This is a genomic window from Streptomyces sp. NPDC055506, assembly GCF_053643595.1.
Window position 1 is genome coordinate 1 of record NZ_JBSHKH010000131.1, and the last position, 22,964, is coordinate 22,964.

General features: G+C 71.4%; 21 protein-coding genes and 1 tRNA gene. 8 read left to right on the top strand and 14 right to left on the bottom strand.

Annotated elements, in window-relative coordinates:
- Positions 1 to 207: 207 nt before the first annotated feature.
- A complete protein-coding gene (locus ACWIF2_RS33535; protein WP_454364661.1) occupies positions 208 to 1,422 on the bottom strand; it encodes an acyl-CoA dehydrogenase in 1,215 nt (404 codons plus the stop codon).
- 5 nt (positions 1,423 to 1,427) lie between these two features.
- Positions 1,428 to 2,462 (bottom strand): phosphotransferase family protein, encoded by a 1,035-nt coding sequence (locus tag ACWIF2_RS33540; protein WP_454364662.1) that lies wholly within the window; start codon positions 2,460 to 2,462, stop codon positions 1,428 to 1,430.
- 206 nt (positions 2,463 to 2,668) lie between these two features.
- On the opposite strand from ACWIF2_RS33540, the gene ACWIF2_RS33545 reads away from it, so the two are divergent.
- Complete coding sequence (locus tag ACWIF2_RS33545; protein WP_454364663.1) at positions 2,669 to 3,613, top strand: NADP-dependent oxidoreductase; 945 nt, start codon at positions 2,669 to 2,671, stop codon at positions 3,611 to 3,613.
- Between the two features lie 34 nt (positions 3,614 to 3,647).
- On the opposite strand, the gene ACWIF2_RS33550 is transcribed toward ACWIF2_RS33545, so the two are convergent.
- The 4 genes from ACWIF2_RS33550 to ACWIF2_RS33565 are packed head-to-tail and all read right to left on the bottom strand — an operon-like array spanning position 3,648 to position 5,888.
- A complete protein-coding gene (locus ACWIF2_RS33550) occupies positions 3,648 to 3,965 on the bottom strand; it encodes a DUF202 domain-containing protein (RefSeq protein WP_454364664.1) in 318 nt (105 codons plus the stop codon).
- Between the two features lie 14 nt (positions 3,966 to 3,979).
- Positions 3,980 to 4,372: a YidH family protein gene (locus ACWIF2_RS33555; RefSeq protein ID WP_454364665.1), complete on the bottom strand. Its 393-nt coding sequence runs from the start codon at positions 4,370 to 4,372 to the stop codon at positions 3,980 to 3,982.
- Positions 4,373 to 4,417: 45 nt separating this feature from the next.
- Entirely contained in the window at positions 4,418 to 4,933 is a 516-nt protein-coding gene (locus ACWIF2_RS33560) for an NUDIX hydrolase (protein ID WP_454364666.1), read from the bottom strand.
- Between the two features lie 31 nt (positions 4,934 to 4,964).
- Complete coding sequence (locus tag ACWIF2_RS33565; protein ID WP_454364667.1) at positions 4,965 to 5,888, bottom strand: DMT family transporter; 924 nt, start codon at positions 5,886 to 5,888, stop codon at positions 4,965 to 4,967.
- A 347-nt stretch (positions 5,889 to 6,235) separates the two neighbouring features.
- On the opposite strand from ACWIF2_RS33565, the gene ACWIF2_RS33570 reads away from it, so the two are divergent.
- The 4 genes from ACWIF2_RS33570 (at position 6,236) to ACWIF2_RS33585 (ending at position 10,235) form a co-directional block, all read left to right on the top strand.
- A complete protein-coding gene (locus ACWIF2_RS33570; RefSeq protein WP_454364668.1) occupies positions 6,236 to 7,186 on the top strand; it encodes a hypothetical protein in 951 nt (316 codons plus the stop codon).
- A 36-nt stretch (positions 7,187 to 7,222) separates the two neighbouring features.
- Positions 7,223 to 8,761: an APC family permease gene (locus ACWIF2_RS33575; protein ID WP_454364669.1), complete on the top strand. Its 1,539-nt coding sequence runs from the start codon at positions 7,223 to 7,225 to the stop codon at positions 8,759 to 8,761.
- Between the two features lie 150 nt (positions 8,762 to 8,911).
- Positions 8,912 to 9,637, top strand: coding sequence for a molybdopterin-dependent oxidoreductase (locus ACWIF2_RS33580; RefSeq protein WP_454364679.1), 726 nt, complete (start codon positions 8,912 to 8,914; stop codon positions 9,635 to 9,637).
- A complete protein-coding gene (locus ACWIF2_RS33585) occupies positions 9,621 to 10,235 on the top strand; it encodes a cytochrome b/b6 domain-containing protein (RefSeq protein ID WP_454364670.1) in 615 nt (204 codons plus the stop codon). The genes ACWIF2_RS33580 and ACWIF2_RS33585 overlap by 17 nt, the downstream gene beginning before the upstream one ends.
- Before the next feature lie 76 nt (positions 10,236 to 10,311).
- Here the strand turns inward: ACWIF2_RS33585 and ACWIF2_RS33590 are convergent, their stop codons facing one another.
- Genes ACWIF2_RS33590 through ACWIF2_RS33605 form a run of 4 tightly spaced genes read right to left on the bottom strand, consistent with a single transcriptional unit; the run spans position 10,312 to position 14,141 of the window.
- On the bottom strand, positions 10,312 to 11,343 hold the full coding sequence (locus ACWIF2_RS33590) for an L-idonate 5-dehydrogenase (RefSeq protein WP_454364680.1): 1,032 nt from the start codon (positions 11,341 to 11,343) through the stop codon (positions 10,312 to 10,314).
- A 52-nt stretch (positions 11,344 to 11,395) separates the two neighbouring features.
- The gene (locus ACWIF2_RS33595) at positions 11,396 to 12,160 is read right to left on the bottom strand and encodes an SDR family oxidoreductase (protein ID WP_454364671.1); all 765 of its coding nucleotides are present in this window, start codon (positions 12,158 to 12,160) and stop codon (positions 11,396 to 11,398) included.
- Positions 12,161 to 12,173: 13 nt separating this feature from the next.
- Positions 12,174 to 13,571, bottom strand: coding sequence for a GntT/GntP/DsdX family permease (locus ACWIF2_RS33600; protein WP_454364672.1), 1,398 nt, complete (start codon positions 13,569 to 13,571; stop codon positions 12,174 to 12,176).
- 51 nt (positions 13,572 to 13,622) lie between these two features.
- Positions 13,623 to 14,141, bottom strand: coding sequence for a gluconokinase (locus ACWIF2_RS33605; protein WP_454364673.1), 519 nt, complete (start codon positions 14,139 to 14,141; stop codon positions 13,623 to 13,625).
- A 137-nt stretch (positions 14,142 to 14,278) separates the two neighbouring features.
- Between ACWIF2_RS33605 and ACWIF2_RS33610 the strand changes: the two genes are divergently transcribed.
- Entirely contained in the window at positions 14,279 to 14,980 is a 702-nt protein-coding gene (locus tag ACWIF2_RS33610; protein ID WP_454364674.1) for a FadR/GntR family transcriptional regulator, read from the top strand.
- A 5-nt stretch (positions 14,981 to 14,985) separates the two neighbouring features.
- Here the strand turns inward: ACWIF2_RS33610 and ACWIF2_RS33615 are convergent, their stop codons facing one another.
- The 4 genes from ACWIF2_RS33615 to ACWIF2_RS33630 form a co-directional block, all read right to left on the bottom strand.
- Positions 14,986 to 15,360, bottom strand: coding sequence for a YchJ family protein (locus ACWIF2_RS33615; RefSeq protein WP_454364675.1), 375 nt, complete (start codon positions 15,358 to 15,360; stop codon positions 14,986 to 14,988).
- A 13-nt stretch (positions 15,361 to 15,373) separates the two neighbouring features.
- Complete coding sequence (locus tag ACWIF2_RS33620) at positions 15,374 to 16,717, bottom strand: M1 family metallopeptidase (RefSeq protein WP_454364676.1); 1,344 nt, start codon at positions 16,715 to 16,717, stop codon at positions 15,374 to 15,376.
- A gap of 62 nt (positions 16,718 to 16,779) precedes the next feature.
- The gene (locus ACWIF2_RS33625; protein WP_454364677.1) at positions 16,780 to 20,646 is read right to left on the bottom strand and encodes a Pls/PosA family non-ribosomal peptide synthetase; all 3,867 of its coding nucleotides are present in this window, start codon (positions 20,644 to 20,646) and stop codon (positions 16,780 to 16,782) included.
- Between the two features lie 282 nt (positions 20,647 to 20,928).
- Positions 20,929 to 21,013, bottom strand: a tRNA-Leu gene (locus ACWIF2_RS33630).
- Positions 21,014 to 21,209: 196 nt separating this feature from the next.
- Here ACWIF2_RS33630 and ACWIF2_RS33635 point away from each other — a divergent pair.
- Together ACWIF2_RS33635 and chpH are read left to right on the top strand one after the other, a co-directional pair.
- Entirely contained in the window at positions 21,210 to 22,535 is a 1,326-nt protein-coding gene (locus tag ACWIF2_RS33635) for a M20/M25/M40 family metallo-hydrolase (RefSeq protein WP_454364678.1), read from the top strand.
- Between the two features lie 149 nt (positions 22,536 to 22,684).
- The gene (chpH, locus tag ACWIF2_RS33640; RefSeq protein ID WP_030608446.1) at positions 22,685 to 22,918 is read left to right on the top strand and encodes a chaplin ChpH; all 234 of its coding nucleotides are present in this window, start codon (positions 22,685 to 22,687) and stop codon (positions 22,916 to 22,918) included.
- The last annotated feature ends 46 nt before the right edge of the window (positions 22,919 to 22,964 follow it).

Here is a 22,964-nt window from a genome sequence, read left to right on the forward strand (position 1 = left end):
CCCCCGGCCTATGCCCACCCACCACCCGACACGGTCAGTCAAAAGGCCGGGCTCGCCCCCACCAGCCCGTCCGGCGCTTGAGGACGAGGCCGTTCAGGCCGAAGCGGGGTCTGGGGGCGCAGCCCTCAGCGGGGTCGAAGGGGCGGAGCCCCTGGGATGGGACGGGTAGGGGCGGCGGGGGCGAAAAACCCCACCGCCCGCACCACCTCACACGTACTTCTTCAACTCCCGCCGAGCCAGCGACCGCTGATGCACCTCATCGGGCCCGTCCGCGATCATCAGCGTCCGCGCCCCCGCGTACAGCTCCGCCAGCGGGAAGTCCTGACTGACACCCCCCGCACCGTGCAACTGGATCGCCCGGTCGAGAATGTCCACCACCGCCCGAGGCGTAGCGATCTTGATCGACTGGATCTCGGTGTGCGCGCCCTTGTTCCCGACCGTGTCCATCAGCCAGGCCGTCTTCAGCACCAGCAGCCGCAACTGCTCGACCGTCACCCGCGCGTCCGCGATCCAGTTGTGCACCACGCCCTGCTGAGCCAGCGCCTTCCCGAAGGCCGTACGGGACACCGCCCGCCGGCACATCAGCTCGATCGCCCGCTCCGCCATGCCGATCAGCCGCATGCAGTGGTGGATCCGGCCGGGACCCAGTCGGGCCTGCGCGATGGCGAAGCCGCCGCCCTCCTCGCCGATCAGATTCGACGCCGGCACGCGAGCCCGGTCGAAGATCACCTCGGCGTGACCGCCGTGGTAGTGGTCCTCATAGCCGAAGACCTGCATCGCCCTCTTGATCGTGACACCCGGCGTGTCACGGGGGACCAGCACCATGGACTGCTGACGGCGGATGTCGTCCCCGTCCGGGTCCGTCTTGCCCATCACGATGAAGATCTTGCAGTCGGGGTGCATCGCTCCGGAGATGTACCACTTGCGGCCGGTGATGACGTACTCGTCGCCGTCCCGCTCGATGTGGGTGGTGATGTTGGTGGCGTCCGAGGAGGCCACCTCCGGCTCGGTCATCGCGAACGCCGAGCGGATCTCGCCCGCCAGCAGCGGCTCCAGCCACTGCTTCCGCTGCTGCTCGTCGCCGAACTGAGTCAGCACCTCCATGTTCCCGGTGTCGGGCGCCGCACAGTTGGTCACCGTCGGCGCCAGCTGCGGGGACCTGCCCATGATCTCGGCGAGCGGCGCGTACTGGAGGTTGGTGAGCCCGGCCCCGTACTCGGAGTCCGGCAGGAAGAGGTTCCACAGGCCCTGCCTGCGCGCCTCGGCCTTCAGCTCCTCCACCACGGGCACGGTTTCCCACGGGGAGGTGAGCGAGGCGCGCTGCTCGTCGGCCACCGCCTCGGCCGGATAGACGTACTCGTCCATGAACGTGAGCAGCTTGGCGCGCAGCTCCTCGGTGCGTGCGTCGAACGCGAAGTCCATACGGATCAGCCCTCCTGAAGGCCCTCGTGAAGCGTGGTCAGCCCGTGCCGGACGAAGACGGGCACGAGGTCGCCGATGCGGTCGAACCCGCGCCCGACCGTCTGGCCGAGCGTGTAGCGGTAGTGGATGCCCTCGAGGATCACGGCGAGCTTGAACCAGGCGAACGCCGTGTACCAGGAGACCGCGGAGACGTCGCGCCCCGAGCGCGCGGCGTACCGCTCGATGAGTTCGGACGGCGCCGGATGCCCGGGGGCCTCGGCGGTCGTGGAGACGGGGGACTCGGGCATGCCCAGCGGCATGCTGTACATCACCAGCAGACCGAGGTCGGTGAGCGGGTCGCCCAGCGTCGACATCTCCCAGTCGAGGATGGCCTTGATCTGGTCGTCCTCGCCGATCAGCACGTTGTCGAGCCGGTAGTCGCCGTGCACGACGGCCGGCGCGGGGGAGCGGGGCAGATCCCGGCCGAGGGCGGCGTGCAGTTCGTCGATACCGTCCAGCTCGCGGTTGCGGGAGGCGTCCAGCTGCTTGCCCCAGCGCCGCAGCTGCCGGTCCAGGAAGCCCTCGGGCCGCCCGAAGTCCGCGAGGCCGGCCTCCCCCGGGTCCACCGCGTGCAGCTCCACCAGCGTGTCCACCAGGTTCAGCACCGCGCCCCGGGTCCGCTCCGGACCGAGCGGGGCGAGCTGGTCGGCGGTGCGATAGGGGGTGCCCTCGACGAACTCCATGACGTAGAAGGGCGACCCGAGCACCTCCTCGTCCTCGCACAGCAGCACCGGCCGCGGAACCGGCACGGCGGTCGGATACAGCCCGCTGATCACCCGGTGCTCGCGCTTCATGTCGTGCGCGGTGGCCAGCACATGGCCGAGCGGAGGCCGCCGTACGACCCAGCGCGCGGTGCCGTCGGAGACCGCGTACGTGAGATTCGACCGTCCGCCCTCGATCAGCCGGCCGGACAGCGGGCCGTTCACCAGGCCGGGGCGCTCCTGGTCGAGCAGGCCGCGAAGCCGGTCGAGATCGAGTCCGGGCGGGTGGTCGGGGCTCATGCGTCGCTCCTACGGGGAGATGGACGGTACCCGACTCATGATGCCGACCGGTCGGTATGTCGTCCAGAGGGGGGCCGAAACGTGATCGGAGCCACGATAGGCCGACGGCTCCTCCCGCGGGGCGCCGGGGAGGCCCAGGAGCCCGCGCCGCTTCGTTCAGGCCATCCGGCTTGCGGGCCGTGCGGGGAGCCCGGAAGGTCGGAGCCATGAAGGCCATCAGCTACTCACGGTACGGCGGACCCGAGGTGCTGGCGTTCGGGGAAGTCCGCGATCCCAAGGTCGGCCCGGACGCCGTACTGGTGAAAGTGCGGGCGGCGGCCGTGAACCCCGTCGACTGGAAGGCCCGCGAGGGCTACCTCGACGCCATCCTCGAACCCGCCTTCCCCGTGGTGCCCGGCTGGGACGTCTCGGGCGTCGTCGTACGGCCCGGTGTGGCCGTCTCGGAGTTCGACGTCGGGGACGAGGTCATCGGGTACGTACGCGAGGACTTCCTCTCCCGTGGCACCTTCGCCGAGTACGTGGCCGCGCCCCTGCGCACGCTCGCCCGCAAGCCGCGCAACCTCTCCTTCGAGGAAGCGGCCGGACTGCCGCTGGTCGGGCTCACCGCCTACCAGGTGCTGCTCAAGGTGCTCCAGGTGAAGCGGGGCGAGACCGTCCTGGTGCACGCGGCGGCCGGCGGCGTCGGCTCGATCGCCGTACAGCTCGGCACCCACCTCGGCGCCCGGGTGATCGGTACGGCGAGCGAGCCCAACCACGACTTCGTGCGGGGCCTCGGAGGTGAGCCGGTGACGTACGGCGAGGGCCTGGGCGAGCGGGTGCGGGGGCTGGCACCAGAGGGTGTCGACGCGGTGTTCGACACGGTCGGCGGTGACGCGCTGAAGGTCTCGGCGAACCTGCTGGCCCCCGAGGGCCGCCTGGTGTCGATCGCCGACGGCGACGTCGTGAACTACGGCGGCCGCTACTACTTCGTACGCCCCGACGCCGAGGACCTCCAGCGGCTGTCCGAACTGGCGGAAGGGGGCGTGGTGAGCGTGCACGTCTCCGAGACGTTCCCGCTGGAGCGGGCGGCGGACGCGCATCAGCTGAACCAGGAGGGCCGGACCCGCGGCAAGATCGTCGTCACGGTGGACTGGGAGACGGAGGGGGAGTAGCGCCGCCCGTAGCCGCCCGCACCCGGGGCTGTGTCTAGAGAACGAGGGCGGCCCCGCACACCGCCATCGCGACCGTGCACAGCACCGCGGCCGTGGCGTGCCGGGGCGCGAACGCCGCCGGGATGCCGGAGGCGGAGAGGGTGCGGATCCGGCGGTGGGCGACGCCGAGGAAGCCCAGCCACAGGACACAGCACAGCGCGCACGCGACGACCCCGGCCACCGACGCGCCACCGTGCAGCGCGGTCTTCACGGCGAGCACGGCCGAGACCGTGCCGGAGAGCGTCGTACGACGCCACGCGAGCCGGGTCCGCTCGGGCTGGAGCCCGGGGTCGCGGTCAGGGGTCCGAGACACGCTGCCGGCCACGCTCACCCCTCCCACCCCACGAGCACCACGAGCACCATCGCGACGGCCACGACCGCGACGACGAGGCTCAGCAACGCCGGGAACCGGGACACCGGCAGATCCTCGCCCCGGCGCATCGCCCGCTCGCAGCGCACCCAGTGGTTGACCGCCCGCAGCGAGCACAGCACCCCCGCGGCGAGCAGCGCGAGGGCCAGCCCCACCCGCCAGCCCCAGCGCAGGTCCGGCAGGAACTGGTCCACGGCGAAGCCGCCGCCGATCAGCGCGAGGGCGGTGCGCAGCCAGGCCAGGAAGGTGCGTTCGTTCGCCAGTGAGAACCGGTAGTCGGGCGCCTCGCCGTCCTGCCGGACCTCGGCGGGCGCGAACCACAACCGGACGTTCCGTACGAACTCGATCACGTGCGCGACCCTACCCGGGAGGCGATCGCCGGCCGCCGGCGCCGGCTACGGCCTCGCCCGGAACGCCTTGAGCCGCTCGTACGCCGCCAGCCCGTCCGGCACCCACTCCCAGTCACCGAGGCGCCGCTCCACCTCGTCCTCGGGCAGGAAGTCGTGCCAGGCCACCTCCTCGGCCTGCGGCCGCACGGGAAGCTCGCAGCGGACCTCGTACACCGCCGACCACCAGCTCTGGCCGGCGCCGTTGTCGTAGAGGAACTTGAAGAGGTACCGCGGGTCCGGCAGGCCGGTCACGCCCAGTTCCTCCTCGGCCTCGCGCAGGGCCGCCGTGTCGTAGGCCTCGCCCGCGCCGACCACGCCGCCGACGAACATGTCGTAGAGGGAGGGGAAGACCAGCTTGGTGGGTGTCCGCCGGTGCACGAAGAGACGCCCCTCGGCGTCCCGGGCCTGGACGAACACACAGCGGTGCCGCAGGCCCTCCGCGTAGACCTCGCCTCGGGGCAACTGCCCGATGACCTGGTCGTTCTCGTCGACGATGTCGAGGATCTCGTCAGCAGCGCTCATGCCCTCATCCAAGCAGTGAGCGGCGCCCGGATCACTGGGGCTGCGGCTGTGCCTGCAGCTTCCCCACATGGGCCCGCTTCGCCAGCCCGTGCGGCATCGCCGGATGCAGCCCCAGCAGCACGATCCCGGCGACCACGGCAAGCAGACCGCCCGCCTCCCAGCTCAGGGCCACCGCGTCGGTCCGCAGCCGGTCGCCGAGGAAACCGACGCCGCAGATGATCCCGGCGAGCGGCTGGGCCGCGGTCAGGGCGGGCAGCGACTTGCGCAGGGAGGCGGTCTCGAAGGCGCTCTGCACGAGGACCAGCCCCGTGACGCCCAGCGCGAGGACCGCGTACGGCTGCCAGCCGGTCAGCAGCTCGGCGAAGCCGCCGTCGGAGAACTTCTGCCCGCTCACCCGGGTCAGCGCGTCCTGCACGCCGTACAGCAGCCCGGCGGCCAGGGCCAGCAGCACGGGCCCGGAGCTGAGCCGCGAGCGCTTGGCGTGCGTGGTGAGCACGAGTGCGAGACCGACCATGGCCCCGATGATCAGCCACTGCCGCACCGGATCCGCCGTCGCGGCTCCGCCCTGCGGCTGGCCCGCCACGATGAACGCGGTCACTCCGCCCGCCAGCAGCAGGAGGCCCGCCCAGCCCTGGCGGCCCAGTGGCTGCCTGGTCTGCCTGCGGGAGAGCGCGAGCGCGAACAGCAGGTTGGTCGCCAGCAGCGGCTCCACCAGGGACAGCTCGCCCTGCCCGAGGGCGGCGGCGCCCAGCGCCATGCCGACCACCATCAGCGCGATGCCGCCGAGCCAGCGGGGCACCTTCACCAGGTCGATCAGCAGGCGGAAGGAGAGGAAGTCGCTCAGGGGAGCCCGCTGGGCCGCGTTCTGCTGCAGGACGAAGCCGAAGCCAAGACAGCAGGCGGCGCTCAGGGCGAGCACGAGTACTAGAACCGACACGCGGTGTACCTCGATCATCAGGTCGGGTTCACGGTTGCGTAGGGGCCGACTGTACCGGCCGGCTCCGCCCGGCGCGCCCGTACGTCCTGCCATGGTCCGGGTCGAAACGGGCTAACGCTATGACGTACGTCACAAAGGGCGAAACGGAAAAATCGGATGTCGGTCTCATGCTCCTCTCACTCCCCGTTGATCACAAAACCCTCACGAGTCACACCACTTGACGCGTGTAACGCGATGGCGGCCCTTGACGTCAACCGTTGGCGGGGGGTTGGCTGTGCGTGATCAGTTCATGGCATTGCGCACACCCGCGCCCCCTCGACCGCCGTGAGCCGAAACACCAGAAGAGCGCGTGAGGAAGTCCCGCGGTGTCCCCACCCCCGCCTCCCCTCGGCCGTGGCCGCAGACGTGCGGCACAGGCCTTCGACGAGGCCCTCGACGACGCCGACCTCGTGACCGCGCGCGCCGCGCTGGCGCAGGGCCGCTGGCAGCACGTCCGTTCCCTGCTGGTCCGCACCGGGGACGACTGGGACCGCCGCGGCCACCGGATCACGGTCCTGGCGGCCGAGTCCTACTGCGCCGCTTGGGCCCGTGAGTGGCTGCTCGCCGAACCCGAGTCCGCCGACGCCTCCGTCCTGCTCGCCCTCGCCGAGGTCCGGCGGGTGCTGCGCGGCAAGGGCAAGCCGGTCCGCGCCCGCGAGGCCTGCGAGACCGCCGCCGCCCGCGCCCCGGCCGACCCCACCCCCTGGCTCGGCCTGCTCATGCTGGAGTGCGCGACCGGCAGGGACCTGGACGTGGTCCGGCAGTTCGAGGCGGTCCGCGGCCGGTACGCCGACCACCACCACGCCCACCACTTGATGGTCGCCCGGCTCGCCGCCCGCCGCACCGACGCCGGCCCGGACCCGTTGCACGAGGTCTACGACTTCGCCAACTGGGCCGCCGAACAGGCACCGGCCGACTCCCCGCTCGCGATCCTGCCCGTCATCGCCCACGCCGAGCGCTACCGGGTGCTGGCCGCCGCCGGGTACGAGCCCGCCGACCCGGCCGCCTCGGGCCACTGGACCGGCCGCCGCGCCCGGCAGGTGATGAAGGCCGCCTTCGACTGGTGGCTGGAGTGGGAGCTGGAGGGCCACCCGCGCCGGCTGATCGACCTGAACTTCCTCGCCCACGCCAAGTTCTGCGAGGGGCGGGGCGCCGAGGCCGCCGCCCTGTTCCACCGGATCGGCCGGTACGCCACCCCGGCGCCCTGGTCGTACCCGGACCGCGACCCGCACACCGCCTTCGCCGCCGCCCGCGCCGGCGCGCTCGGCACGGCCTGACCCCCGCCACCCCCCAGAAGTGAGGACGCTCTCCCGATGACCACGGACAGTTCGAGTACGAGCACGTCCGCCGCAGGCGGCGGCATCAGTACGTTCAAGGGGCAGGAGCGCGCCCTGCGCGCCGACCGCCTCGGCACCGGGGGACTGCTGCTCTCCGTCCTCGCGGCCACCGCCCCGCTCATGGTGGTCGCTGGTGTCATGCCCACTACATTCGCGGTGATGGGCATCGTCGGCCAGCCGCTGCTCTTCGTCGTCCTCGGCGTCGTCCTGGTCCTGTTCAGCGTGGGCTACGCCGAGATGAGCCGCCACGTCCACAACGCGGGCGCCTTCTACGCCTACATCTCCCGCGGCCTCGGCGGCACGGCCGGCGCGGGCGCCGCCCTGGTCGCCCTCGTCGCCTACAACGCGCTCCAGATCGGCATCTACGGCATCTTCGGCTTCGAGGTCTCCGGGCTCCTCGCCACCTACGCCGACGTGGAGATCGCCTGGTGGATACCGGCCCTGGTGGCCGCCCTCGCCGTCGGACTGCTCGGCTGGCTGAAGATCGACGTCAACGCCCGGGTGCTCGGCGTGCTGCTGGTCATCGAGGTGCTCCTCGTCGTGATCTTCGACGTCGCCGCCCTCGCCGACCCCGGCAAGGAAGGCCTGTCGCTGCACGCCTTCAACCCCGACACGCTCACCGGCGCGGGCGTCGGCACCGCCCTGTGCTTCTGCATCGCCGCGTTCCTCGGCTTCGAGCAGGCCCCCGTCTACGCAGAGGAGACCAGCCGCCCGCACGTCCTGGTGCCGCGCGTGATGTTCTTCGCCGTCGGCGGGGTCGCCGTCTTCTTCGCGCTGAGCAGCTGGGCCCTCACCGTCGCCACCGGCCCCTCCGCGATCGTCGGCACGGCCCAGAAGGAGAGCGCCGGACTGCTGTTCTTCCTCACCGAGTCCCGCCTCGGCGGCACCTTCACCGACGTCCTGCACGTCCTCTTCGTCACCGGCATGTTCGCCGCCCTGCTCAGCTTCCACAACGTCGTCGCCCGGTACGCCTTCGCCATGGGCCGCGAGGGCCTGCTGCCCGCCGCCTTCGGCCGGACCAGCGGCACCAGCGGCGCCCCCGGCACCGGCTCGCTGCTGCAGACAGTCACGGCCGTGGTGGTCGTGATCGCCTTCGCGATCGCCGACGACAAGCCGGTCGGCGACCCGACCGCGCCCGTCCTGCACCTGTTCACCTGGCTCGGCAACATCGGCGCCCTCGGCGTGATCGTGCTGATGGCGGCGGCCTCCCTGTCGGTCGTCGTCTTCTTCGTCCGCCGCGGCGCCGCCGGAGCCCAGGCCTGGCGGCTGGTCACCGCCACGCTGTCCGGCCTCGCCCTGCTCGTGATCGCCGGCTACACGGTGAAGGACTTCGAGGTGCTGGTCGGCGCCGGCCCGGACTCCTCGCTGAGCTGGGTGCTGCCCGGCGTCATCGGCCTCGCCCTGGTCGCGGGCCTGGTCCTGGGCCTGGTGCTGCGCGCCCGCGCCCCCGAGAAGCACGCCCGGATCGGGCTCGGCAACGAGGCGTTCCAGCTCGACAAGGCGGCCTCGTCCTGAGGGTGCCCGCGTAAGAAGTGGTTACGGAAGTCTGACGAGCACCCGCGATCCCTGTCCTGCCGGGGCCGCGGGTGTTCGAATGAGAACGTGAACGCGAAGAGGGGCGACGAGGATGTGAATGGGGGCGTGCACGAGGACGTACAAGACGGCGTGAACGACGGACACCCCGAGGAGCGGGGCACCCCGGTCGGCCGCCGCGTCTTCCTCGGCACCCTCGCCCTGGGCGCCCTCGGCGTCGCCGCCGCGCCCAAGCTGCAGCGCGGCCTGGAGGGCTTCCTCGGCGGCGCCGCCGACAAGGACCCCACCGGCCTGACCGGACTGCTCCCGAACGGGGGCGGCTTCCGCTACTACTCGGTCGCCTCGTCCGTCCCGCGCAAGAACGAGGACACGTACCGGCTCAAGATCGACGGCCTGGTCGAACGCCCCACCACCTACACCCTGGACGCGCTGAATGCTCTCCCGCAGACCCGCATGGTCCGCGACGTCCAGTGCGTCACCGGCTGGCGGGTCCCGGACACGCCGTTCGAAGGCGTACGTCTCTCCCGGCTCCTCGACGCGGCCGGTGTACGCCCCACCGCGAAGGCGATCCGCTTCACCTGCTTCGACGGCACCTACACCGAGAGCCTCACCCTCGCCCAGGCCCGCCGCGCGGACGTCCTGGTCGCCCTGCGCATGCAGGACAAGGACCTCAGCCACTCCCACGGCGGCCCGGTCCGCCTCTACGTGGCGCCCATGTACTTCTACAAGTCCGCCAAGTGGCTCTCCGGCATCACCCTCACCGACGAGGTCGAGCCGGGCTACTGGGAGGAGCGCGGCTACGACGTCGACGCCTGGGTGGGCCGCTCGAACGGACGCGACGATGCACCCACGAGCTGACACCGCGGCCGCGGTCAGCCGCTTCACCCCGGCCGAGCGCTGGATCCACCGCACGACGGCCGCCCTGATGGGCGTCTGCGTACTGACGGCGGCCTGCCTCTACGTCCCCCAGCTCGCCGAACTCGTAGGCCGCCGCGCCCTGGTCGTCACCCTGCACAAGTGGTCGGGCCTCGCCCTGCCCCTCCCGGTCCTGGCAGGACTCGCCTCCCGCGCCTTCCGAACCGACCTCGGCCGGCTCAACCGCTTCGGCCCCCACGACCGCACCTGGCTGCGCGCCGCCCTGCACCGCGACAAACGGTCCGCCTCCCGCCCGGCCGCCAAGTTCAACGCCGGCCAGAAGATCTACGCGGCCTGGATCGCCGGCGCCACCCTCGTCATGCTCGCCACCGGCCTGATGATGTGGTTCACCCACCTCACGCCCCTGCTCTGGCGCACCAGCGCAACCTTCGTCCACGACTGGCTGGCCCTCACGATAGGAATCGTCCTGGCGGGCCACATCGGCATGGCGCTGGCGGACCCGGAAGCGCGCAGGGGAATGAGAACGGGCAGGGTGAGCAGAGAGTGGTCGGACCGCCAGCACCCTCTATGGCGCCGGTAGTTCGTTGCCTTCAGGGGCGCGGGGAACTGCGCGAACAACCACAACGCTCCCGCAGCCCCCGCACCACATCAACCACCTACGGCGCAACGGCAAAATCCAACAGTACCTTGCAAGACCGACTCCGATCCGCGGCCAGGGCAAAAGCAACCTCGGCATCCCCCACGGGAACCACCGCACTCACCAGCCCATCGAACGCCGGCTCCACAGCCAACAACTCCAACGCCGCGTCAAACTCCGTATCGAACCGAAACGCCCCCCGCAGCTCGATCTCCCGGCTCACCACAAGGTTCCCCGCAAACGGACTCTGCCCGGGGGGCAACATCCCCAACTGCACGACAACCCCACCCCGCCGCACCCGCCGCAGACACGCGTCGAGCCCCGCCGCCACCCCGGACGCCTCGATCGCCACATCGACCTCATCGGGCCACCCGGCGTCATCCGGGTCATCGGCCCGCACAACCGTCTCCGCACCGGCGACCCGGGCGTACTCCAACGCCTCGGGCAGCAGGTCCGTCACGGTGACCCGCGCCGCCCCCGCCGCCTTCGCCGCCGCGACCACCAGACACCCGATCGGCCCGGCACCGGTCACCAGAACATGCCGCCCGGCCACGTCCCCGGCCCGTCGCACCGCGTGCAGCCCGACGGACAGCGGCTCGGCGAGCGCGGCCCGGCGCAGCTCCAGACCGTCCGGCAACGCCCGCAACTGCTCACTCGGCACGACCACCTGCGCCGCGAACCCGCCCTGCACATGCGGGAAACGCGCCGCACTGCCCAGATAGCGGGTGTCCCGGCACACGTTCCGCCGCCCGGCCGAGCACTCCGGGCACACTCCGCACGGGGTCGCCGGGTGCACGGCCACGGCCGTACCCGGAATCGGACCCGAGGCGCCGGCCCCGTACGCGAGCACCGTCCCGACGACCTCGTGCCCGAGCACCATCGGCTCCCTGAGCCGGAAGTCCCCGACGCCACCGTGTCGCCAGTAGTGCAGATCGGACCCGCACACCCCGCCGTACCGGACGGCGACCAGCGCCTGCCCCGGCCCGGGCTCGGGAACCGGCAACTGCGCGACCCGGAGGTCGTCCTGACCGTGAATCACACAACCCAGCATCGAAACCTCCTGAATCGTCACAGCAATGGCCACAGCGATGTCACAGCCGATGTCACAGCACGCTCGTCATACCGCCGTCGACGTACAGCACCTGCCCGCTGATGAAGTCGGCGGCCGGGGAGGCGAGGAACAGCACCCCGCCCACCAGGTCCTGCGTACGGCCCCAGCGCCCGGCCGGGGTACGGCGCCGCACCCAGGCGCTGAACTCCTCGTCGTCGACGAGGGGCTTGGTCAGCTCGGTCTCGATGTAGCCCGGGCCGAGCCCGTTGACCTGCACACCGCTCGGGCCCCAGTCCGCGCACATGCCCTTGGTGAGCATCTTCAGCGCGCCCTTGGTCGCCGCGTACGGCGCGATCCCGGGCCGTACGACCTCGCTCTGCAGCGAGCAGATATTGATGATCTTGCCGTGGCCGCGTTCCGTCATCCGGCGCGCCGCCTCCCGGCCGGTCAGGAAGGCGCTGGTCAGATTGGTGTCCAGGATCCGGTGCCAGTCCGAGTCGGTGAACTCCAGCAGCGGGGCGCGCAGTTGCATGCCCGCGTTGTTGACGAGGATGTCGAGCGGGCCCACCCGCTGCTCGACCTCGGCTATCCCGTCCGCCACGGACGATCCGTCGGTCACGTCGAACGCGGCCGTGTGCGCCTTGTCGCCGGGCAGCCCGGCGGCGGCCTCGGCCAGCCGGTCCTTGTCGCGCCCGTTCAGGACGACCGTGCAGCCGGCTTCCGCCAGACCACGGGCGAGGGCGAGTCCGATGCCCCGGCTGGAGCCGGTCACCAGGGCCGTACGGCCGCTGATATCGAACAGGGGGTGAGCAGTCATGGCCGTACCTCTCCTAGATCACCAAGGACAACAGCAGGACGATGCCGCCGGCGACCACCGAGATGATCGTCTCCATGACGGACCAGGTCTTGATGTTCTGGCCGACGGTCAGTCCGAAGTACTCCTTCACCATCCAGAACCCGGCGTCGTTCACATGGCTGAAGAAGAGGGAGCCGGCGCCGATGGCCAGGACGAGAAGGGCCGCGTGCGTCGTCGACATGTCGGCCGCCAGCGGGGCGACCAGACCGGCCGCCGAGACCGTCGCCACCGTCGCCGAACCGGTCGCCAGCCGGATCGCCACCGCGATCAGCCAGGCCAGCAGCAGCGCCGGGATCGACCAGTCCTCGGAGATCTCCAGCACCATCTGGCCCACGCCGGTGTCGATCAGCGTCTGCTTGAAGCCTCCGCCCGCGCCGACGATCAGCAGGATGCCCGCGATGGGCATGAGGCTCTTCTCCACGAGCGGCGAGACGCGCTCCTTGGAGAACCCGGCGGGCCGCAGCAGCGTGAAGATGCCGACCAGTACCGAGGCGAGCAGCGCGATCATCGGGGCGCCGATGACGTCGAAGACGCGCTGGACCGGGTTCTCCGGGTCGTCCACGACGATGTCGACCAGCGCCTTGGCGAGCATCAGGATCACCGGCAGCAGGACCGTGAACAGCGTGGCGCCGAAGCCGGGGCGCTTCTCCAGGTCCTCGGAGGCGCGCTGCGGAATCATGTTGTCGGGGGCGGGCACGTCCACCCAGCGGGCGGCGTACTTCGAGAACACCGGACCGGCGATGATCACCGTGGGAACGGCGACCAGGACACCGAGCGCCAGCGTCACGCCGAGGTCCGCGCCGACCGCGTCGATCGCGACCAGCGGACCGGGGTGCGGCGGCACCAGGCCGTGCATCACGGACAGGCCCGCGAGCGCCGGGATGCCGATGCGCATCAGCGAGTAGTTGCCGCGCTTGGCGACCATCAGCACCACCGGGATCAGCAGCACGATGCCGACCTCGAAGAAGAGCGGCAGTCCGATCACGGAGGCGATCAGCACCATCGCCCACGGCATCGACCGCCCGCCGGCCTTCTCCAGGATGGTGTCGACGATCTGGTCGGCGCCCCCGGAGTCGGCGAGCATCTTGCCGAGGATCGCGCCAAGGGCGATCAGCACGCCGACGCCGGCGACCGTGGTGCCGAGGCCGGCGCTGAAGCTGGTGAGGACCTTGTCCAGCGGAGCCCCGGCGATCGCGCCGAGCGCCAGTGACCCGATGGTCAGCGCCAGGAAGGCGTGCAGCTTGAACTTGGTGATGAGCAGGACGATGACGGCGATGCCCGCCAGCACGGCGATGCCCAGCTGAGCGTGGCCGGCCGAGGTGATCGGCTCGGGTGCGTCCGCTGCCAGCATCTCGACGCTGAGTCTGGTCACGGGTGAGGTGTCCTTGGGGGTGAGGGGAGTCGTAGGAAGGGAGTGCAGGGGCTACTGGACGGGCTCCGGGAGATCCTCGAGCGCGCTCACGGCCCGTTCGGTGATCTCCTCCGGGCTGCCCAGGACGTCCACGCGGACCCCCGCCTCGTCGCTCTCCAGCGGCTGGAGGGTGGCGAACTGGGAGTCGAGCAGCGCCGTGGGCATGAAGTGCCCCTGCCGGTGCGACATCCGGTCCTCGATCAGCGCGCGGTCGCCCGCGAGGTGCACGAAGACCACGCCGGGCGCGGCGGCCCGCAGCCGGTCGCGATACGACCGCTTCAGTGCCGAGCAGCTGACCACCCCGCCGAGCCCGGCCCGCCCGTGCCCCCACGCGCCGATGGCGTCCAGCCAGGGCCAGCGGTCCTCGTCGGTGAGTGGCGTACCGGCCGACATCTTGGCGATGTTGGCCTCCGGGTGGAAGTCGTCGCCCTCGGCGTAGGGAACGCCGAGCCGGGCCGCGAGCAGGGGACCGATGGTGGTCTTGCCGGTGCCCGCGACGCCCATGACCACGACGACGTGGGGGGTGTTCATCGCTGCCTCACTGTCTGCTGTCTTCGTCGACACGTGATGTCGACGCAACTGAAACCCATTAGGTACGACTAATTCAAGAGGCCGTGACAAATAAGTCTGACTTTTTGTCTCCGTGATCTACCCCGTACGCTGAGTGCATGAGCACACCGGGTCGAGGGCTGCACGGCCATGTACTGGACACCCTCGGCCCCGAGATCACGGCCGGCGAGTACCCGCCGGGCAGCGTGCTGCGCACGGACGAGCTGGCCCAGCGTTTCGACGTGTCGCGCTCCGTGATGCGCGAGGCGGTCCGCGTCCTTGAGTCCATGCACCTGGTCGAGTCCCGCCGCCGCGTCGGCGTCACGGTCCGCCCCAAGTCCGAGTGGAACGTCTACGACCCCGAGGTCATCCGCTGGCGCCTGGCCGGCGCCGACCGCGCCGGGCAGCTGCGGTCCCTCACGGTGCTGCGCTCGGCGGTCGAACCGGTCGCGGCGGGCCTCGCCGCCCGGCACGCCACCGCCGAGCAGTGCGCCGAGCTCACCGAGTGCGCCCTCGGCATGGTCGCCAACTCACGCGGCCACAAGCTGGAGGAGTACCTCGTCCACGACGTCGCCTTCCACCGCGCCGTCCTGGCCGCCTCCGGCAACGAGATGTTCGCCCGCCTCGGCGACGTGGTCGCCGAGGTCCTGGCCGGCCGCACCCACCACGACGTGATGTTCGAGGACCCCGACCCGGCAGCCGTCACCCTGCACGTCCAGGTCGCCGAGGCGGTCCGCGCGGGCGACGCGGCCCGCGCGGAGGAACTGACCCGTGAGATCACGGTCGGAGCCCTCCAGGAACTCGACATCCTGGCGCCGTAGTTCCGCTACGGAAGAATCTCCCCGTCCACGTACACCCACGCCCCGTCCACCCGCTCGAACCGGCTCCGCTCATGCAGCGATCCGCCCCGGTACGAGGCCCGGAACGTCACGGTCCCGGTGGTGTGGAACGCGGACCCGTCACCCGTGTCCAGGATCTCCAGGCCCGTCCACCGCATCCCGGGATCGAGGTCCAGCCGCCCGGGCCGCGTCCGCGGATGCCAGGTCCGCAGCAGATACCCCGCGTCCCCCTTCACGAAGGCGCTGTACCGCGACCGCATCAACGCCTCGGCGGTCGGCGCGGCCGATCCTCCGGAGTGGTAGCGCCCACAGCAGTCGCCGTAGGTCCCGGGGCGGCCACAGGTGCAGGAAGGCGTCGTCATGACGGACATTGTCCTAGACGGACCCACCCGTCCGGGGCGAGGGCAGCGGCGGCAGCGTCGTCCCGTACAGCCACAAGTCGAACAGCGCGTCCAGCGGCTCGTCCGTGAACCGCCCCACGTGCGCGGTGAAGTTCGCCGTCGTCACCGCCCCGCCCCGGTGCTGCCCCGCCCACCCGCGCAGCATGCGGAAGAACGCGTCGTCGCCCAGGGCACACCGCACCGCGTGCAGGACGAGCCCGCCCCGCTGGTAGAGACGGTCGTCGAACATCGACTTCCGCCCCGGATCGGCCAGCCGGAGGTCCTGAGGCAGCGAGAACAGCAACCGGTGTGCTGCGGCGGCCAGTTGCTGGGCGCTGCGCCCTCCCGAGCGCTCCGACCACAGCCACTCGGCGTACTTCGCGAACCCCTCGTTCAGCCAGATCTGCCGCCAGTCGGCGATCGACACGCTGTTGCCGAACCACTGGTGCGCCAGCTCGTGCGCGACCAGCCGCTCCGAACCCCGCTCCCCGTCCACGTGGTTGGACCCGAACAGCGACAACCCCTGCGCCTCGACGGGGACGTCCAGCTCCTCCTCGGTCACGACCACCGCGTACTCGTCGAACGGGTACGGCCCGAACAGCTCCTGGAACAGCTCCATCATCGCGGGCTGCCGTGCGAAGTCCCGGGCGAACCGGGGGAGCAGATGTGCCGGAATGTGCCCGTGCTGCGGAACCCCTCCCGGACCCGGGTCACCCAGCAGCACGGTCTGGTACTTCCCGATCGACAGCCCCACCAGGTAGCTGGACGTCGGCGCCGCCTGCTCGTACACCCAGGTCGTCGTCGAGGCCTTCGTCGTGCGGGTCAGCAGGCGTCCACCGGCCACCACCGCGTAGGCCGACGGCGTGGTGACCGAGATGTGGTACGAGGCCTTGTCGGCGGGCCGGTCGTTGCACGGGTACCACGAAGGCGCCCCGACCGGCTGGCTCGCCACCAGCGCCCCGTCCTCCAGCTCCTCCCAGCCGAGACCGCCCCAGGGACTGTTCACCGGCCGGGGGTTGCCCGACCACTGCACCTCGACGGTGAAGGCGGCACCGGCGCGCACCGGCTTCGCGGGGCGCACCCGCAGCTTGCCGCCCCGGTGCGTGTAGTGCGGCGTACGGCCGTCGACCTTCACCCGGCCCACCCGGAAGTCCGCGAGGTTCAGCTGGAACTCCGTGAGCTGACCCCGGCCCGCTATGGCGTTGATCCGCGCCGTTCCCGACAGCCGGTTCGGCGCGGGGCGGTAGTCCAGCGTGAGCTCGTACCGGTGCACCCGGTACCTGAGGTCACCGTTGCCCGGGAAATACGGGTCCTGACCCACTGACTGCTGAACCGCCACTGTTGCGTCTGCTCCCTGCACTGCGCTCGTACGACGTCCGCCGGCCCCGCGGGGGGTTGTGCCTAGCGACGCCACGCCTCGATCGGGTTGCCCAGCCAGCGCGTGTCGTCGGGCACGGACTCCGCGGCCATCACCAGGGACGCCGGACCCAGCGTGGCGCGGGCCCCGACGGCGCTGCCGGGCAGGATGATTCCGCCCGGGCCCAGAGTGGCGCCCTCACGGAGGACCACAGTATCCGTCCGCAAGATCCGGTCGTGGAAGAGGTGGGTCTGGAGCACACAGCCCCGGTTCACGGTCGCCGCGTCCTCGAGTGTCACCAGATCCGTCTCCGGCAGCCAGTAGCTCTCGATCCACACCCCCCTGCCGATGTGCGCACCGAGTCCGCGCAGCCACGCCGACAGCAGCGGCGTACCCGGCACCGAACCGGCCAGCCACGGCACGGCCAGCACCTCGACGAAGGTGTCCGCCAGCTCGTTGCGCCACACGAAGGAGCTCCACAGGGGGTGCTCGGCCCGGCGATGCCGCCCCACGAGGAGCCACTTCGCAGCGATCGAGACGAGCCCCGCCGCGCAGCCCGCCCCGAGCAGCACAAGACCGGACAGCAGGGGAGCCCACACCCCGAGCGCGCACAGCGCCGCCGCCGTCCCCACCGCCAGCGCCGCCGAGCAGAACACCGGCACGATCCGGCAGAGCTCCACAAGCCCGCGCGCCCACAGCAGCCGCGCGGGCGGATCATAGGTACGGCTCTGGTCGCCGTCGGACGCGGCCCGCGGCAGCTTCACCGGCGGCAGCCCCAGATACGAGCTGCCTTTCTTGGCCTTCTTCGGCGTCGCCGACAGCACACCCACCAGACCGCCGTCCGGCACGCTGCGCCCCGGCCCGGTCATCCCCGAGTTGCCGAGAAAGGCGCGCCGCCCGATCTCCGCGCGCCCGACCCGCAGCCAGCCGCCGCCGAGCTCGTACGGCGCGGTCAGGGTGTCGTCCGCCAGGAACGCGCCCTCACCGACCGTGGTCAGACTGGGCAGGGCCAGCACGGTGGACACCTCGGCCCGCCGCCCGATCCGCATCCCGAGCAGCCGCAGCCACACCGGCGTGACCAGCCCCGCGTACAGCGGGAACAGCGTGTCCCGCGACCGGTCCATCAGCTGGGTCACGGTCCAGGCCTGCCAGCCCACCCGGCTGTGCGTGGCGTGCGTGCCCTCCCGCAGCCCCAGGCTTAGCAGCCGTACGCCGACCACGATCAGCAGCGCGTACGCCAGCCCGAACGCGAGCGTCGCCGGCACCAACGCGAGCGCAGCACCGCGCAGGGCCGCGCCCAGTCCGGCGTCCGGACCGACGAACAGCCCCGCCACCAGCAGCGCGGCAGCGGCCGAGACCACCGGCAACGCGGTCAGCGCGAAACCCGTCACGCCGTACATCACGCGCCAGAACGCGCCCCGCCCGGGCCGGTCCTTCGGCCAGTTGCGCTTGGCCCGGCCCAGCTTGACCGCCGGCGCGCCGGCCCACCGCTGCCCGGTGGGAACCTGGCCGGTGACCGCCGAACCGGGCGCCACCTCGGCCCGCTTGCCCACCCGCGCACCCGGGAAGAGCAGACTGCGCGTGCCGACGACGGCGTGCGCGCCCACCTTCACCGGCCCGACCTCCAGCCGGTCGCCGTCCAGCCAGTACCCGGACAGGTCCACCTCGGACTCGACGGCCGCGCCCCGGCCCAGCTTGAGCATGCCGGTGACCGGCGGCAGCGAGTGCAGGTCCACGTCCTGCCCGACCTTGGCGCCCAGCGCTCGCGCGTACCGCTCCAGCCAGGATCCGGTCAGCGAGGTCGCCCCGCTGAACTCGGCCAGCCGCTCGGCCGTCCACAGCCGCATATGGACGCTCCCGCCACGCGGGTAGCGGCCCGGCCGCACCCCCCGCAGCAGCAACCGGGCCCCGCCCGCGGCGAGCGCCAGACGCCCGGGCGGGCTGAAGAGCACCACGGCACCGGCCGCGACCAGCCACCAGGGCGCGGTCGGCAGCCAGGCGTAGCCGGGCAGCACGTTCCCGAGCGCGGCGAGCGGCACCGTCCAGCGCAGCCCGAGCAGCGTGAACAACGGAACCAGCAGCAGGAGCTGCACGAACTGGGCACGCCTCGGCACCGGGGCCACGACCCGCTGGGCGTTGTCGTCCTGTACCGACTCCTCCAGCTGCCGGGCCAGCTTCCGCAGGACCGGCCGCTGGTAGATGTCGAGGACGGCGGCGCTCGGGTAGCGCGTGCGCAGCCTCGTCGTCAGCTGGGCGGCGGCCAGACTGCCCCCGCCGATCGCGAAGAAGTCGTCGGAGGCCGACGTCACCGGAATGCCGAGGACATCCGTCCACTGCTCGGCGAGCCAGGCCTCGGTGCCGTACAGCGGCTCGGCCGGGCCGCCCGTCTCCAGTCCCTCCAGCGGCCAGGGCAGCGCGTTGCGGTCCACCTTGCCCGACGTACGCGTCGGCAGCTCGTCGACCGGCGCGAGCAACGGCACCAGGGCCGCGGGCAGCTCGGCCCGCAACCGCTCGACGGCGGCCGAGTGGTCCCAGCCGTCCTGGAGGACGACGTAGCCCACGAGGAGCTCGTTGCCGCTGCGGGCCGTACGCACCGCGGCCGCGGCCCCGGCCACCCCGGGCAGCGCCTGCAGCGCCGCGTCGACCTCACCGAGCTCGATACGGCGCCCGCCGAGCTTGATCTGCTCATCGGCCCGCCCGAGGAACACCAGCCCCTCCGGCTCGGCCCGCACCAGGTCACCGCTGCGGTACGCCCGCTCCCAGCCCAGCGACTGAAGCGGCGCGTACTTCTCCGCGTCCTTCTCGGCGTCGAGATACCGGGCGAGCCCGACCCCGCCGATCACCAGCTGACCGCTGCCGCCCATCGGCACGGGCTCCCCGGCCTCGTCCACGACGGCCAGCTCCCAGCCGTCCAGCGGCAGCCCGATCCGGATCGGCTCCTCGCCGCTCATCAGCGACGCGCACGCCACGACGGTCGCCTCGGTCGGCCCATAGGTGTTCCACACCTCGCGCCCCTCGGTCACCAGACGCTGCGCCAGCTCGGGCGGGCACGCCTCGCCGCCGAAGATCAGCAGACGTACGTCGTTGAGCGTCTCCGGCTCCCAGAGCGCGGCCAGCGTCGGCACGGTGGACACGACGGTGATCTCCTGCTCGACCAGCCAGGGCCCGAGATCGGCACCGCTCCTGACCTGCGAGCGGGGCACCGGCACCAGACAGGCGCCGTGCCGCCACGCCAGCCACATCTCCTCACACGACGCGTCGAACGCCACGGACAGCCCCGCCATGACCCGGTCACCGGGCCCGATCGGCTCGTCGGCCAGGAACAGCGCGGCCTCCGCGTCCACGAAGGCGGCGGCGCTGCGGTGGCTCACGGCCACGCCCTTGGGCTTCCCGGTGGAGCCGGAGGTGAAGATGATCCACGCGTCGTGCCCGACACCGGGCCGGGCGGCGGTGTGCCCGGCGGCATCGCCGACGGTCAGTTCGTGACCGGCCCCGATGACCGCCCGCACCCCGGCCTCGCCGAAGACCAGCGCGGCCCGCTCGTCGGGGTCCTCGGCGTCCACGGGCACATAGGCGGCACCGGCCGCCAGCACGGCGAGGATCGCCACGTACAGGTCGTTGGTGCCCGACGGGACCCGGACCCCGACGCGGTCCCCGAGCCCGACCTTCGCGGCGGCCAGTCTCCGCCGCAGGCTCTCCACCTCGGCGGCCAGCGCGCGGTAGGTGAGCAGCCGGTGGCCGTCGTCGAGCGCCGGCTCGTCGGGATACGACCGTACGGATGCCTCGAAGACGTCGACCAGGGTGCGGGGCGAGGCCGCGGGGCCGGCGGAGAAGCGGGCCACGTCGCGGAGTGCTGTGCTCCACTCCCGGTCCAGCAGAGTGAGGTCGGGGCTTTCGTGCAGGGCGGCCATCGGATCCTCGCGTCTCGAACCCGGACGATCCGGGGCGCCGTCGGGCCCGCAGGTCTGCCTGGGGATGTTCCGATCCGGCGCGAACAAGCCCAATACTCTAGTGGTCGGGTGACTTCGTCCTGTCATGTCCGCCACTCGGAGGCAAACGCGAGACACCGCTCAGGCGCGCCGCCGCCCCCTCCCACCTGCGCTTCTCCCGGCGGGGCGAGACGTCGACCACATTCCTCGCGTCCCGGGCACAAACGACGAAAAGCCCCTCGACGAGAGGGGCTTTTCGATCTGTGTCCGAGGGGGGACTTGAACCCCCACGCCCGATAAAGGGCACTAGCACCTCAAGCTAGCGCGTCTGCCATTCCGCCACCCGGACAAGGTGTCTGTCGCGTGGGTTCTCCCCGCGGCGACGACGTAAACATTACCAGGCTTTCAGGGGTGGCCGATCACCCCCCGCCCGCGCCGCGGTGGGGTGTGAACGGCGTGTGACGGGCCGGGAGCGGTCTTGGGGACCGGGCCGTCTGGAGAGAGGATGAGAGGGACCCACCAGCAGTGACAGCGGGAGGAAGCACGTGAGCGAGACGGACACGGCCAGGAGCGTCACCGGCGAGGACGAGGTCGTGGACCTCTGCCGCGAGCTGATCCAGATCGACACCAGCAACTACGGCGACCACTCGGGTCCGGGCGAGCGCAAGGCGGCCGAGTACGTCGCCGAGAAGCTTGCCGAGGTCGGGCTCGAACCGCAGATCTTCGAGTCGCACCCGGGCCGCGCCTCCACGGTGGCCCGGATCGAGGGCGAGGACCCCTCCCGGCCCGCGCTCCTCATCCACGGGCACACCGATGTCGTACCGGCCAACGCGGACGACTGGACCCACCACCCCTTCTCCGGCGAGGTGGCCGACGGCTGCGTGTGGGGCCGCGGGGCCGTCGACATGAAGGACATGGACGCGATGACCCTCGCGGTCGTCCGCGACCGGCTGCGCAGCGGGCGCAAGCCCCCGCGCGACATCGTCCTCGCGTTCCTCGCCGACGAGGAGGCGGGCGGTACGTACGGAGCGAAGCACCTCGTGCGCAACCACCCCGACCTGTTCGAGGGCGTCACCGAGGCGATCAGCGAGGTGGGCGGATTCTCCTTCACCGTGAGCGAGCAGCGGCGGCTGTACCTGATCCAGACGGCCGAGAAGGGCATGCACTGGATGAAGCTCACCGTGGCCGGCACGGCTGGGCACGGGTCGATGATCCACCGGGACAACGCGATCACCGAGCTGTCGGAGGCCGTCGCGCGGCTGGGACGGCACAAGTTCCCGGTGCGGGTCACCAAGACCACCCGCGCCTTCCTCGACGAGCTCGGTGACGCGTTCGGCACCGAACTCGACCCGGAGGACATGGAGTCGACCCTCGCGAAGCTCGGCGGCATCGCCAAGCTCATCGGCGCGACGCTGAGCAACACGGCCAACCCCACGCAGCTCGGCGCCGGCTACAAGGTCAACGTCATCCCGGGCGAGGCGACCGCCCACGTCGACGGCCGGTTCCTGCCCGGTTTCGAGGAGGAGTTCCTCACCGACCTGGACCGGATCCTCGGCCCGAACGTGCGTCGCGAGGACGTCCACGCCGACAAGGCCGTCGAGACCACCTTCGACGGGGCGCTCGTGGAGGCGATGCAGTCCTCGCTGCTGGCCGAGGACCCGACCGCCAAGGCTGTCCCCTACATGCTCTCCGGCGGCACCGACGCGAAGTCCTTCGACGACCTGGGCATCCGAGGCTTCGGCTTCGTACCGCTGAAGCTGCCCCCGGAGCTGGACTTCGCGGGCATGTTCCACGGCGTCGACGAGCGGGTGCCGGTGGACGGCCTGAAGTTCGGTGTGCGGGTTCTCGACCGCTTCATCGACGCGTCCTGAATCGGCCCTCCGGTACGGAACTATTCGCTCGCCCGTACGGAACCGACTGGGAAGAGTGAATGCGACCATAAGCTCGTAGCCTCATTACTCCCTCCTCGTTACAGGTAATGCGATCGCAAGATGGGTCGCTTTGCCAACTAGGAGGAATAATGATCAAGAAGGTCGTCGCTGCTGCGGCTGCCACCGGTGGGCTGGTTCTCGCGGGCGCGGGCCTGGCCGTCGCCGACTCGGGTGCCCAGGGTGCCGCCGTGCACTCCCCGGGTGTCCTGTCCGGCAACGTTGTTCAGGTGCCCGTTCACGTCCCGGTGAACGTCTGCGGCAACACGGTCTCCGTGATCGGGCTGCTGAACCCCGCCTTCGGCAACACCTGCATCAACAAGTGATGCTTTCCCCTCGCTGAGGGCAGCCACAAAGCCATCGGTCCCGGAG

Bases quoted from the DNA above. Each gene is read 5' to 3' on its own strand.
- ACWIF2_RS33615 (WP_454364675.1), bottom strand. From the start codon at position 15,360: ATGACGACGCCTTCCTGCACCTGTGGCCGCCCCGGGACCTACGGCGAC.
- ACWIF2_RS33560 (WP_454364666.1), bottom strand. From the start codon at position 4,933: ATGAGCGCTGCTGACGAGATCCTCGACATCGTCGACGAGAACGACCAG.
- ACWIF2_RS33585 (WP_454364670.1), top strand. From the start codon at position 9,621: ATGCACCCACGAGCTGACACCGCGGCCGCGGTCAGCCGCTTCACCCCG.
- ACWIF2_RS33565 (WP_454364667.1), bottom strand. From the start codon at position 5,888: ATGATCGAGGTACACCGCGTGTCGGTTCTAGTACTCGTGCTCGCCCTG.
- ACWIF2_RS33540 (WP_454364662.1), bottom strand. From the start codon at position 2,462: ATGAGCCCCGACCACCCGCCCGGACTCGATCTCGACCGGCTTCGCGGC.
- ACWIF2_RS33545 (WP_454364663.1), top strand. From the start codon at position 2,669: ATGAAGGCCATCAGCTACTCACGGTACGGCGGACCCGAGGTGCTGGCG.
- ACWIF2_RS33535 (WP_454364661.1), bottom strand. From the start codon at position 1,422: ATGGACTTCGCGTTCGACGCACGCACCGAGGAGCTGCGCGCCAAGCTG.
- ACWIF2_RS33625 (WP_454364677.1), bottom strand. From the start codon at position 20,646: ATGGCCGCCCTGCACGAAAGCCCCGACCTCACTCTGCTGGACCGGGAG.
- chpH (WP_030608446.1), top strand. From the start codon at position 22,685: ATGATCAAGAAGGTCGTCGCTGCTGCGGCTGCCACCGGTGGGCTGGTT.
- ACWIF2_RS33575 (WP_454364669.1), top strand. From the start codon at position 7,223: ATGACCACGGACAGTTCGAGTACGAGCACGTCCGCCGCAGGCGGCGGC.
- ACWIF2_RS33590 (WP_454364680.1), bottom strand. From the start codon at position 11,343: ATGCTGGGTTGTGTGATTCACGGTCAGGACGACCTCCGGGTCGCGCAG.
- ACWIF2_RS33605 (WP_454364673.1), bottom strand. From the start codon at position 14,141: ATGAACACCCCCCACGTCGTCGTGGTCATGGGCGTCGCGGGCACCGGC.
- ACWIF2_RS33610 (WP_454364674.1), top strand. From the start codon at position 14,279: ATGAGCACACCGGGTCGAGGGCTGCACGGCCATGTACTGGACACCCTC.
- ACWIF2_RS33595 (WP_454364671.1), bottom strand. From the start codon at position 12,160: ATGACTGCTCACCCCCTGTTCGATATCAGCGGCCGTACGGCCCTGGTG.